Below are 12980 nucleotides of genomic sequence, written 5' to 3'. Positions count from 1 at the left end.
ACCGTCCTGGCTGCCCAGTCAGCGCGAGGACCTCCGGGCCCCGGGCCGCCCGGTTGGTGATCAGCCATCCCCCGCGGACGCGAGCGAGGCAGCCCCTTCCCGTCTGCTGCACCGCGCCATCGCCGCCGTCACGTTCCGTGGAGCGAAGGACACGAGCCAGAAGGAGGCGGACGATGAAAGCTGCCCTATGGGGAATCGGTGGCGCGGGGCTGGGCCTGGGGCTGATGTACTGGACGGACCCACGCAGTGGCCGCTGGCGCAGGTCCCATCTGCAGGGGAAGGCCGTCCACGCGGCGCATGAGGCGGGAGGCGCGGTGGGCGTCGTCGCTCGGGACCTCTCGCAGCGCTCGCGCGGCGTCTTTTTCGAATCGATGCGCAAGCTGCACCGGGAACCGGTGGAGGACCTCGTCCTGGAGGAGCGGGTGCGCTCGGCTCTGGGCCGGGTGTGCTCGCATCCCGGAGCGATTCGCGTGATGGCTCGGGATGGCGTGGTTCGGTTGGAAGGCCCCATCCTTCGCGAGGAACTCCGGCGCGTGCTGCCCCGCATCGGCAAGGTGCAGGGGGTGCATGGGCTGGACAACCAGCTTGTTCCGTATGCGGAGGGCTCAGCGCATCCGGCGCTGCAAGGAGGCAGCATGCGCTCGGGTGAGTCGAGGCCCTTCTTCCAGGAGCACTGGTCGCCGTCCGAACGGCTCTTCGGGGCGCTGGGCGGCCTGACACTGACGGCCTGGGGGCTGGGACGCCGCGGAGTGGCAGGAACCCTGGCGGCTGTGGGCGGCGTGATGCTGGGCACGCGGGCCTTCACGAACCTGGGGCTGCGGCGGCTCACGGGGATGGGCGCGGGACGGCGGGCCATCACCCTTCACAAGGACATCAACGTGAACGCGCCGGTGGAGGAGGTGTTCGCCTTCTGGAGGGAGATGCAGAACTTCCCCCGGTTCATGACACACGTGGATGAAGTGATTCCGGGCGTCGAGGGCCGCTCGCACTGGAAGGTGCGCGGGCCCGCGGGGCTGCACTTCGAATGGGAGGCCGTCGTCACGAAGTTCGTGCCCAACAAGGTGCTGGCCTGGAAGAGCGTGGAGGGCACGGCGGTGGAGAACCTGGGCGTCATCCACTTCGAGTCCACGCCGCGAGGCGGCACTCGGGTGGACATCCGGCTGTCCTACAACCCGCCAGCGGGGGCCATTGGCCATGCCTTCGCGAAGCTGCTGGGCGCGGACCCGAAGAAGCAGATGGATGACGACCTGCTGCGCTTCAAGTCGCTGCTGGAGCGGGGAAGGGCCACCGGCCGTGAGACGGTGACGCGCGAGCAGATCGCGCCCCGACGTATGTCGTCCCGGGGCCCCCTCACTCACTAGGCGGTGCCGGCCCCGGCGCTTCAATCACTTCCTGATTCGCTGGGGCTCCGTTTCCCTGCCGGGGCTCGTGGCGACCATTCAGCGGGCCAAGACACCTGAAGCCCCGCTGCGGGCCTTCATCTGCCACGTTCCAACTGTCCGGCCGCATGGCGATTTCAGTGGGCGCGCTCAGGCGCCCGACGTGCGCTGACTGGACCATCCGGCGTGCTCTGGCACAATGCGGAGCGTCTCGTGACTCCCTTCGGACGCACCGGAGGCAGCGTGCGCAGGGGGCGCGATGCGACTCGACCTCGCGGATCTTCGCTTGTTCCTCTGCATCGTGGATGCGGGGAGCATCACGCAAGGTGCCCAACGCGCGAACCTGACGCTGGCATCCGCGAGCGAGCGCCTGCGAAGCATCGAGGATGCGGTGGGCGTCAAGCTGCTCGAGAGGCGGCCTCGGGGCGTGGTGACGACCGAGGCCGGTGACGCACTCGTGCACCACGCTCGGTTGATCCTGCATCAACAGGAGCTGTTGAAGGATGAGTTGAATGCGTTTGTTTCAGGCCGGCGCGGCACCATTCGCCTCTATGCCAACACCGCGGCGCTGACCGAGTACCTGCCCGAGAAGCTGGCGCCATGGCTTGCCAGGCACCCGAGGCTGAACATCGACCTGAGAGAGCGAACCAGCGCGGATATCGTCAAGGCGGTCGAGGCAGGCCTGGCGGAGGCCGGACTGATTTCGGACGCCGTGGAGACGGGCACGCTTCAAGTCCGCCCGTTGGAGCCCGCCCCCCTGGTGCTCATCATCCCCGCCGGGCACCCGCTGGCTGCATCCAAGAGCCTCGCGCTCCGCGATGTGTATCGGGAGCCCTTCGTCGGCCTCGCGGCCGAGAGCGCCTTGCAGGAGCACATTGATGGGCACGCACGTCGCGCGGGATTCGACGTGTCCTTCCGCGTCCGGATGAAGGGCTTCCGGGGGCTGTGCGAGATGGTGTCTCACGGCGTGGGCCTGGGCATCGTCCCGGAGCGCGTCGCCAATCGGCATCAGCGGGAGGGCACCTATCGGAAGGTGCCCCTTTCGGAGGCCTGGGCCCAGCGTCGGCTCTGTGTCTGTTTCCAGGACTGGGACGGCCTGTCATCTCCTGTTCGTGCGTTGCTGGAGTACCTGCTCGGTGGAGGGGAATGACGGCACACCCGTGTCAAGGGGGAGCAGGCGCATACCAGAACAGAGTGCAGTCTGAGGGCTGTGGGGATTCGCCGTGCCCCCATGTTCGCGTGCAAACCTTGCGCCCGTTGAATCCGGATGCGGGATGCGCGCACTTCCTGCACGCGTCCTTGGGCCGCCCTCCGTGCACAGGCACTGGCCTGGGGCTTGCTGAAGCGCCCTCGCCGGGCCGGAATGACCTGGCTCCAGGAGCCTTCATGGCCATTCGCGGTGCGCCACAGGCGGTCCATGTCACGTCCCCGGCGGAGTCCTTGGACTCGCGGGCCGTGGCCCCTGGGCGGCGTGCCGAGCCATCGCGAAGCGGGGGAGGAAGTTCCTGCGCTCATGCGTTCAGCGCGGATAGGCTCTTACCCCAGGACTCATGGCGGAAACCTTGTTCGAGGAATTGAAGCGGTACGTGGGGTTCAGCTCGGCGGACGAGCAGGCTCTCGTGACCTTGCATGCCACCGCGAAGCCCCACTTCGCGCGCTTCGCTCGCGTCTTCTACGACCGCATCCTGGAGCACGAAGGGGCTCGGCAGGCGCTTGAAGGGGGCGAGAGCCAGGTGGGCCACCTGCGCGGCACCCTGCAGGTGTGGATGGACCAGCTCCTCCGCGGCCCCTGGGACGAGGCCTACTACGCGCTGCGCTGCCGCATTGGCCGCATGCACGTGCGCATCGCCCTGCCGCAGCACTACATGTTCGGCGCGATGAACATCCTGCGGCAGGAGTTCAACAGCCACATCGACGCCACCTACCTGGAAGAGCCCGCGGCGCTCCGCGCGGCCCGCTCCGCGGTGGGGAAGATTCTCGACCTGGAGCTGGCCATCATGCTCCACACGTACCGGGAAGATCTGCTGGCGCAGCAGGCGCGCAGTGAGCGGCTGTCCACCTTTGGCCAACTGGTGGGTTCCATCGGCCACGAGCTGCGCAATCCGCTGGGCGTCATCGAGACGTCGCTCTACATCCTCCGGGGGCGCCCGGGGGCCATGGACGAGCGCACGACGAAGCACCTGGACCGCATTGGCGACCAGGTGGGCATCGCCAACCGCATCGTCTCCGACCTGCTGGACATGATTCGGGACCGGCCCCTGCACCGGCAGGAGGTCTGGTTGGACGAGGTCTGGCAGGAAGCGCTCAAGGCCGTGCAGCGGCCCGACGCTGTCGTCGTGAGCGCGGAGGGACTGACCTCATTGCCCGCGGTTCAAGGAGACGCGGGGCAGCTGCGCCAGGTGTTCGTGAACCTGCTCGACAACGCCGTCCAGGCCCTGGAGGAGACGGGCGGGACGGTGTCACTGTCCGCTGCCACGCGCGAGCCGGAGATGGTGGAGCTGGTGCTGGAGGATTCCGGGCCGGGCGTCAGCGACGTCATCCGCCGCCGCCTCTTCGAGCCGCTGATGACGACGAAGGCGCGCGGCATCGGGCTCGGGCTCGCGCTGGTCAAGCGCATCGTGGAGCGGCATGGGGGGAGCATCGCGTATGTCCCCCGTCCCGGCGCGGGAGCGCGCTTCGTGATTCGGCTTTCCCTCGTCGCTTCGGAGGAGACGCATGCGCCAGTACCTCCTGTTGGATGACAACGTGGCGTTCGCGGAGAACCTCGCGGAGATTCTGCGCGACGGCGGGGACGCGGCCACTGTCGTCACGAGCGGTGACGAGGCCGTGCGGTTGGCGCGCACCACGCGCTTCGACGTCCTGCTGACCGACATGCGCATGCCCGGCATGAGCGGCGCGGATGCCGTGCACCACCTCCGCCGCGTGGACCCGGGCCTGGCCGCGGTGGTCATCACCGCGCACCCACGCCAGGATGACTTGGAGACGGCCCGGCGCGAAGGTCTGCTCGCGGTGCTGCCCAAGCCCGTGCCCATCCCCACGTTGGTGGAGCTGCTGTCCGGTGCTCGCCGGGATGGGTTGGTGGTGCTGGTGGAGGACGACCCGGCGCTGAGCGACAACATCGCCGAGCTGCTGCGCGGGCGCGGCTTCTCCTGTGTGACGGCGGCCTCGGTGCTGGACGCGGACCGAATCCTCTGCGTGCAGCCCTTCGCCGCGCTGGTGGACCTGCGCGTTCCCGGTGGGCCGGATGGTGAGGCCCTGCGACGGCTGCGCGCGCGCTATCCTCACCTGCCCACGTTCGTCATGACGGCCTATCCCGACGCGGCCCCGCTTGACGGGACCACGGGCGTCTTCTCCAAACCCTTCGACCCAGGCGCGCTGATGGAGGTGCTGGAAACGGCGCACGCGGCACGTCCCACCCACGCCTTATGAGCGAGCCCACCTCTCCGTCCCGTCCGTCCGTCCTGGTGGTGGATGACAACGCGGCCTTTCTGGACAACTTGGAGGAGTTGCTCGGGGACGCGGGCTACGCGGTCCGCGGCGCGTCCAGTTGCAAGGCGGCACGCGAGCGGGTCCGGGAGGGCTTCGACGTGGCGCTGGTGGATCTGCGCCTGCCAGACGGAGACGGGACGGCGCTGGCCGCCGAGCTGAAGGCCGCGTCGCCGGACTCGGAGGTGGTGCTGCTCACGGGCTTCGCCACGTTGGAGACGGCGGTGGCCGCGGTGCGGGCGGGCGCGTGTGCGTACCTGATGAAGCCTTGCGCGCCGCAGGAGCTGCTGCTGACGCTGGAGCAAGCGATGCGGCAGGTGCGCCTGCACGCGGAGAAGCGCGAGCTGGCGCGGCGCGCCCAGGTGACGGAGAAGCTGGCGGCGGTGGGGACGATGACGGCGGGCCTGTCCCACGAAATCCGCAATCCACTGAACGCGGCGGCGCTCCAGCTCTCCGTCCTCGAGCGGCGTCTACGGCGTCTTCCGGATGGACAGCAGGCGCCCTTGCTGGAGCCGCTGCTGTTGGTGCGCGATGAGATTCGCCGCCTGGATCACATCCTGGAGGACTTCCTCCAGTTCGCGAGGCCACGCGAGTTCCGTCCCGCCTCCGTGGACGTGAACGAGATGCTGCGGCGGGTGGTGGATCTGCTGAGCGGGCAGGCCGCGTCCCGCAAGGTGTCGCTGGAAGTCACGCCACGCGAGGCGCCGGTGCCGTCGGTGGCGGGCGAGGAGGAGCGGCTGCGTCAGGTGCTCATCAACCTGTGCCTCAACGCGCTGGAGGCCACGCCAGCGGGAGGCACCGTGACGCTGTCTGCGGGGCACGAGGGCGGGCGCGTGTGGCTCACCGTGGACGACAGCGGCCCGGGTGTTCCCCAGGAGGCCCGGGACCGCATCTTCGAGCCCTTCTTCACCACGAAGGCTCAGGGCTCGGGGCTGGGGCTGTCCATCGTCCATGCCATCGTCACGCAGCATGGTGGTTCGCTGGAGGTGGACACCGCGCCCGGTGGGGGCGCTCGTTTCATCCTCCGGATGCCGCTGGCGGGGTAGGGCCCGTCAGCGGAATGTAGGATGCGCTACCGGCGCGCCGTCGGGCTGTGGAACTCGAAGGTGTCGCAGTCGTCGCACGTCCCTGGGGCCGCGGCGCCCACCACATCGGAGAGGTCGAGGCCCGCGAAGTGCCGGGATTCGTGCGTTCCGCCGCCCGGCTCCTTCGTGAACCAGACGTCGAATACGTAGCGCACGGCCACGGGCTTCCCGTTGAGCGTGGCGGGCTCGTAGCGCCAGGTGGAGAGCGTGCGGATGACGCCTTCCTCCAGGCCCCGCAGGCCCTGGATGGGCTGGCAGTCGGTGACGGAGCCCTGCGTGGTGATGATGCAGCGGGCCACCACCGCGCCCTTGGGGAAGCCTCCGAAGTGGGACTGAATCCCGTAGACGATACTGGGAAGGTGGATGCGCTCGCCCGAGAGGAACCGGGGCGGGGTGATTCCGGGCCGGAGCGTCTTGACGGGAGCCGGCGCCTTCATGGCCTTGTAGACGGCGTCGAACGCGGAAGCGCGCGAGGGTGCCGGCGCGGAGACGACCACTCGGGGCAGCTCGGCGGCGTGCTCGTCGGCGTGCGCGGAGGCGGCCTCGGCCAGGGTGGCGTCGGGCGACTCCAGGGAGGTGTCCTCGAGCAGGACGGGCGCGGCGGGCTCACCGTCGAGCGAGTAGGGCACGCGCGACAGCTCCGTGCGGGCAATCGTCCCCATGTCTGGGATGAGGAGGGGGGCGGGCCGCGTGGGACGGGGCTTCGCCGCGGGTGCTCGCTCCGCCTTCGCCGCCGCCTTCGGGCGCTCGATGGGCGCGGGGGCCTGCGGGGTCTGGGCGGAGAAGGTCGCCGGGGCCACGAGCAGATGGTGCATGGGCGTGGCGCTGGACAGTCGCTGCACGGTGCCGGGGGTTGCCTCCGCGTGGAGGGGCGGCGTGCTCACCGGCTCCGTGGCGTGGGCCGTCTCCGGCAGTTGCGACGACCCCAGGGCCACGGCGAGCACGGCGCTGCCCAGTCCGCTGGCGAGCCGCCAGGACCTGCGCGGCGTCATGCCCTCGGACGCGGACAGCAGCCGTCGCACGCGCATCAGCAGCGAGCCATCGCTGACGCCCAGGGCGGGGTGGGGTGATGGCGCCAGGCGCAGCTCCTCGATGTGGGCCAGGGCGCGGGCGTAGAGCAGCGCATCCCCGCAGCACTGGACGGCCAGGTCATCCGCGCAGTGCTCACGCTCCTCGCGGATGCAGTGGGACAGCCACCAGACGGCCGGGTGGTAGAACAGGAGGGTCTCCACGAAGGACTGGAGGAGGTTGACCACGTAGTCGTGGCGCCGGATGTGGCCCAGTTCGTGCGCGAGGATGGCTTCCAACTGCGCGGCGGACAGCCCGGTGATGGCACCCGCCGGCACCAGGATGAGGGGGCGCCACAGGCCAATGACCATGGGCACGTCGACGCGGGTGGAGGCCAGCAGGCGCACGGGCCGGGACAGGCGGACGTGGTGCAACGCACGAGTCAGTGCCTCACGCCAGTGGGCCGAGGGGGCCTCCGTCTCCTGTCGGGCCATCCGGTGGGTGATGATCCATGCGCCCACGGTCCGGGCCGACAGGAGGAGCACGCCGCAGCACCACGCCGGCAGAAGCCAGGGGCGGAGCACCTCCGTCCAGTGAGGAGCCGCCAGGGACGCGGTCTCCGTCGTGGCCACGGTCAGCATGCTGGACTGGGTCAGGGACCCGAAGGCGCCGAACGTCACGGCGTGCGAGGCCTCCGCCAGCGCGGTCAGGAACGTCACCACGGGCAGCACGGCCATGGCCACCATCCCCAGGCATGCGGTGGCGTAACGCGTCCGCGCGGCGCGCTGCGACGTCAGGGACAGGATACCCGCGACCGCCAGGGCTACTACCGCGCCCTGCCACAGGAAGCCGAGCAGCGCCTGCTCCAGGGCGTGGAGATAACGCGCGTCCATCACTTCCCCCGCTTTTCGTGTGCGTCGAGCAGCCTGCGAATCTCCGCCAGCTCCTCGGCGGACGCGCGCTTCATAGACAACGCCTGGGCCACGACCGACGTGGCGGACCCCCCGAAGGCCCGGTCCATCAAGTCGCGCAGGAGGTCGCGCTGGGTGCGCGTCTCGCTGATGGCGGCTTCATAGACATGGGTCCGCTCGCTCTCGTCACGCTGGACGATGCCCTTCTCCGTCATGTTCTGCAGGAGCTTGAGGACCGTGGTGTAGCCGGTGTCCTTGTCCTGGGTGCCCCGCATCAGCTCATGCACCTGTCGGACGGTGCTGGGGCCCTGCTTCCAGAGTACACGGAGGATGGCCAGCTCGGCCCGCGTCGGCTGCGGGAGGGCGTGGGTGGTCATCTCGCGGAGTATTACGACGGCCGTCGTAAGAGTCAACGACGCCCGTCGTAGATGGCCGTTCCTGGAGGCATTGCCCTTGCTAAGGGGCGGGGGCCAGGGCTTTGAGCTCGCGGAGCGGGTCGAGGGTGGTCAGCGAGGATGCCAGGATTTGGAGTGCGAAGGGGCCCCTGAGGGCGCTCGTGGGAATCAGCCGCGCCGCCAGGGGACGCTCGTCCCCTGCACCCGGCCCTGTATCGTCATCCGTCACCGTGAGCCCTTGCTCCCAGATGGACGCCAGCAGTTGCGTGGGGCAGTGGCCCGCCGCGCTGGCTGTCTTGAGTTCCAGGTACGCCTGCTGGTGCGTGCCTTTCGCATAGGGTTCCAGGTAACGGCCGCGAAGGGCGGCTTCCACCAGGCCAATACAGCGGCCAATCGCCGGCTCACACGTGCGTGCCTTCTCGCTGACCTCCACGGGAGAAGCGATGCTCGAAAAGGCAGAGGCGGACCACAGCACGGCCTTGAAGCGCCTCTGTTGTTCAAGGCTCATGGGCCGCCAGTCAGGCGGGGGATTCTCCAAGGTGGCGTGGATCCTGTGTTCGACGGTGAGCAATGAGAGGGCGACCATGCCGCCCAACAGCGTGTCCGTGCGGTAGGCCAGCCACGCGAGCTGCCTCACGTCGCGCACGGCTTCCAGCGGCGTCCCCTGTTCAATCGCATGCCGGAGCCGCAACTTCGACCAGAGCACCAGGAGCGAGAACTCCGGAAAGGACGCGGACATCAGGTCGAAAGGCTTGCCCGGTGCGATGGACGCACGGGGAATGGCATTCCAGTGGTCGAACGCATGCATCTGGCGCATCCAGCCGAAGTCCAGGCTGGAGAGGTCCAGGTCCGACGTTATCCAGTCCTCCATGCTCTCGGCTTTCTGGAGCAACAGAAGGTGTGCCGGGAGCCGAAGGGGTGACTCTTCCAGACCGGGCGGGCCGGAAGCCACGCGGAGCCATTCGTTGAGCAGCGGGCCTGCATCGCCCGAGCCCCGCGGTTCGTGAAACCACGGCTCCGCGCCCACCAGCGCCTGTTGTTCGCAGAAGAAGTCCACCTGCGCCGTGACGTCGGCCCGGAACTGCCCGATGGCGGGGCCATATTGGCGCTGAGACCAGACGTGGAAGGCCGCGAGGGCCAACACGGCGAGCAGCAGGATTCCGCTCACACCCCATCCCAGGACCCTCAGCAGCACGTTGCCCCGGTGAACCGAGGCTCGCCTCGAATGCCATCCCATCCAGGGCACGGTAGCAGTGCCCCAGCCCACCCATCAAACCGCTACGACTCCGCGGCCAGGTCCTCCGCCTCATCGGCCACGACCTTGAGCGGCGCGCCATCCGGCGTGCTGTATTCCTTGAGCCGGTACTGAATCTTCCGCACGCTGATGCCCAGCACCTCGGCGGCCCGGGATGTGGAGCCCTGCACCATCTCCAGCGTGCGCAGGATGGCCTCGCGTTCAATCGCCGCCAGCGTGGCGCCCGGGATGAGCGCGCCCGTGGACGTCCCGTGCGGCCGGGGCCCACGCAGCACGGGCGGCAGGTCATCCGTGGACAGCTCCTGCCCCTGCGCCAGCACCACCGCGCGCTCGATGGCGTTCTCCAACTCGCGGATGTTGCCCGGCCAGTCATGGGACAGCAGCGCCTGGAGCGTCCCGGGTGCCAGGCCTCGCACCTGCTTGCCGTATGAATCGCTGTACTTCTCCAGGAAGTGGTTCACCAGCGCGGGGACGTCGCTCTTGCGGTCCCTCAGCGGCGGCAGCGTCACGCTCACCACGTTGAGCCGGTAGTAGAGGTCCTCGCGGAACCGCCCCGCCTTCACCTCGGCCACCAGGTCCCGGTGCGTGGCCGCGACGATGCGCACGTCCACCTTCAGCGTCTGGGTGCCACCCACGCGCTCGAACTCACGCTGCTGGAGGACGCGCAGCAGCTTCACCTGCACGGCGGGAGAGATTTCTCCAATCTCGTCCAGGAACAGCGTGCCACCGTCCGCCAGCTCGAAGCGGCCTTCCTTCCGGGCCAGCGCTCCCGTGAATGAGCCCTTCTCGTGGCCGAACAGCTCGCTCTCCAGCAGGTTCTCGGACAGGGCCGCGCAGTGCACACGGATGAAGGGCTTGTCCTTGCGTGGCGACTCCTGGTGCAGGGCCTGGGCAATCAACTCCTTGCCCGTGCCCGATTCGCCCAGGATGAGCACCGTGGCACGCGTGCCCGCCGCCCTCCGGATGACGTCGTAGATGCCTTGGAGCTGGGGCGATTCGCCGATGATGTCGTGGAAGCGGCGGACGCGCGAGCGCACCTGGTCCCGCAGCGCCTCGGCCTCCTGGCGCAGGCTGCGCTTCTCCAGCACCTTGCCCAGGGTGACGAGCACCTGGTCCGCGTCCAACGGCTTGAGCAGGAAGTTGTCCGCGCCGGACTTCATGGCCTCCACGGCCGTCTCCACGCTGGCGAACGCCGTCATCATCACGAAGGTGGCGTCGCTGCCCTGCTCGCGGGCCGTCTTCAGCAGCGTGAGGCCGTCCATCTGCGGCATGCGCACGTCGGTGAGCACCACCGCGGGGGAGAACTCGCCGATGCGAGCCAGGGCCTCGGCGCCATTGGCGGCCTCGGCCACTTCGTAGCCTTCCTCATTCAGGATGGTGGCAATCGCCCGGCGGGCATTGTCCTCATCGTCGACGACCAGGATTCGCTGTGGGGACATGGGGGAGGTGGAGCCTTTGCTGTCAGGTCAGGATGCGGGGGCGGTCGCGGCGGGTACGCTTCGACCACTGCTACGAGCGTGCCACGTCTCGACCACCGGTTCGATGCGCGGAGTGATGTTGATGACGGAGCTGGGGAAGCAGTGCGCGGGGAGCTCGGTGAAGATGAGGCGGACGGCCTCCGCGTCGGCTTCGGTGGCCACGGCCACGTGTGGGCGCACGATGAGATCCGTGAGATGCGGCGGCTGGTCCGCGCCACACACCACGCGGGCCACCGCGGAGCTTTGGTAGAAGAGCACGCGCACGTCCGCTTCCCGCGCCTGCTCCAGGAACGCCAGCAGGGTGCGTCCCTCCACCGCGCCCACGAGCAGGGCCTCCGGGGACCAGGGGCCCACGGCCACGGTGTCCTGCCCGGTCAGCGGCTGGCCAATGGGCACGGGCGGCGCACGGTCGCTCGTCAGCACGGCGCCGCGCTCTCCCTGCCAGTAGAGGCGCGTTTCATACTCAGTGATGGTCACGTTCGTCACGGGCTCACCTCCGCCGAAGCCTGAGCAGGCAGTGCCCCTTCAACGCGCATGCCGCGCGACTGCTTCTTCCGGGACGCCGCGTTCGTACCGTGGTGCCGAGCAAGCTGGGAGAGAAACTCATGGCAACCCAAAGAGGCGCAGCACGGCAGGGCCCGAGACGCTCACCAGCAGACATCCGCCCAACATCAGGGGAACCCCCAACTTCATCAGCTCGGAGGAGGCCAGCCCCTCGCCCACCGTCATCGCATTGGGCGGGGTGCTGATGACGAAGGGCATGCCCAGCGAGCACCCCAGGGCCACGAGGACCGGCGTCGAAACGGCGGGATGCAGTTGTGTGGCCAGGGGGATGAGGAGCGCCGCCGTCCCCGTGTTGCTCATCAGCGCGGACAGCACCGCCGCGACGGCCACCAATACCCCCAACTGCACCGGCACCGGCCAGCCCGCAAGGTCCGCGCCGGCAAGTGCGCGAGCGATGAGCCCGGAGTGCTCCAGCAGCCGGCCCAGGGCGATGCCGCCGGCGATGAGCAGCAGCGTGGCCCAGTCCAACCGGCCCAGGTCCTCGCGCTTCAACAGGCCGCTGCCGAAGAGCAGCGCGGTGGCGGCCAGCGCCACCACGGGCGCGGGCACACCGTGGAGCGGCTCTGCCAGCCAGGCCACCACGCACGCCGCGCTCACCCAGAGCACGCGCCGTCCCGAGCGCGCCAGGGACACGGGTGCTTCGGGGGGCAGCGTCAGCCTGCCGCCCACGCGGAAGCGCAGCAGCACCAGTCCGAAGCCGGCCAGCAGCAGGAGCATCGTGAGCGGCAGGGCGAAGGACATCCACTTCGCGAAGGTGACTTGCGCATACTCGGACGCGGCGGATACGGCGAGCGCATTGGGACCGCTGCCCACGGGCGTGGCGATGCCGCCGACGTTGGCGCCCAGGGCCACGCCCAGCAGCAGCGCGGGCCGCAGCGGCGCGCCCGCGGGCATGGCCTGGAGCAGGGGACGCAGCGCGGCCAGCATCATCGCCGCCGCGGCCACGTTGGACATCCACATGGAGAGGAAGGCGACGCCCGCCATCACCAGCAACACCAGCCGCCGAGGCCGTCCACCCGACAGCCGCATCACGTGCCGCGCCACCGAGGCATCCAGTCCGTGCCGCATGGCGGCCACTTCCAGCGTGAAGCCACCCAGGAACAGGACGAGCACCGGGTCCGCGCACCACGCGAGCACCGACGGCAGCTGATAGGCACGGTCCAGCGGCCCCAGGAGGACGGGCGTGGCGCCCAGCAGCAACAGCGTGGGTACGAACGAGGGCACCACCTCCGTCAGCCAGAGCACCAGACAGGCACCGCCGATGAGCACCGTGCGCGTGGCCACCGGTCCCTCGACGCCGAGGAGCGCCACCAGCGCGACCCCCGTGAGCCCGGCCAGCGCGAACGCATGCCGGGGCGCGGAGACGCCGGGTGGAGTCGCGGAGAGGGGGGCCTCGGCGGAGGCCGCTCCTGTCAGGGG

The 12980-nt window shown here is 69.5% G+C and carries 11 protein-coding genes; 5 read left to right on the top strand and 6 right to left on the bottom strand.

Features of this window, described 5'->3' with window-relative positions:
* The first annotated feature begins 173 nt into the window (after positions 1 to 173).
* The 5 genes from FMQ63_RS11415 (at position 174) to FMQ63_RS11395 (ending at position 5911) form a co-directional block, all read left to right on the top strand.
* On the top strand, positions 174 to 1361 hold the full coding sequence (locus tag FMQ63_RS11415) for an SRPBCC family protein (RefSeq protein WP_225909319.1): 1188 nt from the start codon (positions 174 to 176) through the stop codon (positions 1359 to 1361).
* Between the two features lie 277 nt (positions 1362 to 1638).
* A complete protein-coding gene (locus FMQ63_RS11410) occupies positions 1639 to 2529 on the top strand; it encodes a LysR family transcriptional regulator (protein WP_011554250.1) in 891 nt (296 codons plus the stop codon).
* Between the two features lie 400 nt (positions 2530 to 2929).
* A complete protein-coding gene (locus FMQ63_RS11405) occupies positions 2930 to 4120 on the top strand; it encodes a sensor histidine kinase (protein ID WP_011554249.1) in 1191 nt (396 codons plus the stop codon).
* Entirely contained in the window at positions 4095 to 4808 is a 714-nt protein-coding gene (locus FMQ63_RS11400; protein ID WP_011554248.1) for a response regulator, read from the top strand. Before FMQ63_RS11405 ends, FMQ63_RS11400 begins: the two co-directional genes overlap by 26 nt.
* Positions 4805 to 5911 (top strand): sensor histidine kinase, encoded by a 1107-nt coding sequence (locus FMQ63_RS11395; RefSeq protein ID WP_011554247.1) that lies wholly within the window; start codon positions 4805 to 4807, stop codon positions 5909 to 5911. Before FMQ63_RS11400 ends, FMQ63_RS11395 begins: the two co-directional genes overlap by 4 nt.
* Positions 5912 to 5937: 26 nt before the next feature.
* Here FMQ63_RS11395 and FMQ63_RS11390 read toward each other — a convergent pair whose 3' ends face one another.
* The 6 genes from FMQ63_RS11390 to FMQ63_RS11365 all read right to left on the bottom strand — a co-directional run.
* Positions 5938 to 7851 (bottom strand): M56 family metallopeptidase, encoded by a 1914-nt coding sequence (locus FMQ63_RS11390; protein WP_044275024.1) that lies wholly within the window; start codon positions 7849 to 7851, stop codon positions 5938 to 5940.
* Positions 7851 to 8246: a BlaI/MecI/CopY family transcriptional regulator gene (locus tag FMQ63_RS11385; RefSeq protein ID WP_026113894.1), complete on the bottom strand. Its 396-nt coding sequence runs from the start codon at positions 8244 to 8246 to the stop codon at positions 7851 to 7853. Before FMQ63_RS11385 ends, FMQ63_RS11390 begins: the two co-directional genes overlap by 1 nt.
* A gap of 79 nt (positions 8247 to 8325) precedes the next feature.
* Positions 8326 to 9432 (bottom strand): hypothetical protein, encoded by a 1107-nt coding sequence (locus FMQ63_RS11380; RefSeq protein ID WP_020478645.1) that lies wholly within the window; start codon positions 9430 to 9432, stop codon positions 8326 to 8328.
* Positions 9433 to 9542: 110 nt separating this feature from the next.
* Entirely contained in the window at positions 9543 to 10958 is a 1416-nt protein-coding gene (locus tag FMQ63_RS11375) for a sigma-54 dependent transcriptional regulator (protein WP_011554243.1), read from the bottom strand.
* Between the two features lie 27 nt (positions 10959 to 10985).
* Positions 10986 to 11483 (bottom strand): OsmC family protein, encoded by a 498-nt coding sequence (locus FMQ63_RS11370; RefSeq protein ID WP_011554242.1) that lies wholly within the window; start codon positions 11481 to 11483, stop codon positions 10986 to 10988.
* Between the two features lie 117 nt (positions 11484 to 11600).
* A partial coding sequence (locus tag FMQ63_RS11365; protein ID WP_141276615.1) for an SLC13 family permease occupies positions 11601 to 12980 on the bottom strand: 1380 nt, incomplete at its 5' end.

The sequence above is a fragment of the Myxococcus sp. CA005 genome, assembly GCF_006518205.1.
GTDB classification, from domain to species: Bacteria; Myxococcota; Myxococcia; order Myxococcales; family Myxococcaceae; genus Myxococcus; species Myxococcus xanthus.
Note: the sequence above shows the minus strand (reverse complement) of the source record. Positions and strands in the feature narration are given on the sequence as shown.

Coding starts and splice junctions, on each gene's coding strand:
- FMQ63_RS11375 (WP_011554243.1), bottom strand. CDS start 10,958: ATGTCCCCACAGCGAATCCTGGTCGTCGACGATGAGGACAATGCCCGC.
- FMQ63_RS11415 (WP_225909319.1), top strand. CDS start 174: ATGAAAGCTGCCCTATGGGGAATCGGTGGCGCGGGGCTGGGCCTGGGG.
- FMQ63_RS11390 (WP_044275024.1), bottom strand. CDS start 7,851: ATGGACGCGCGTTATCTCCACGCCCTGGAGCAGGCGCTGCTCGGCTTC.
- FMQ63_RS11400 (WP_011554248.1), top strand. CDS start 4,095: ATGCGCCAGTACCTCCTGTTGGATGACAACGTGGCGTTCGCGGAGAAC.
- FMQ63_RS11405 (WP_011554249.1), top strand. CDS start 2,930: ATGGCGGAAACCTTGTTCGAGGAATTGAAGCGGTACGTGGGGTTCAGC.
- FMQ63_RS11395 (WP_011554247.1), top strand. CDS start 4,805: ATGAGCGAGCCCACCTCTCCGTCCCGTCCGTCCGTCCTGGTGGTGGAT.
- FMQ63_RS11410 (WP_011554250.1), top strand. CDS start 1,639: ATGCGACTCGACCTCGCGGATCTTCGCTTGTTCCTCTGCATCGTGGAT.
- FMQ63_RS11385 (WP_026113894.1), bottom strand. CDS start 8,246: ATGACCACCCACGCCCTCCCGCAGCCGACGCGGGCCGAGCTGGCCATC.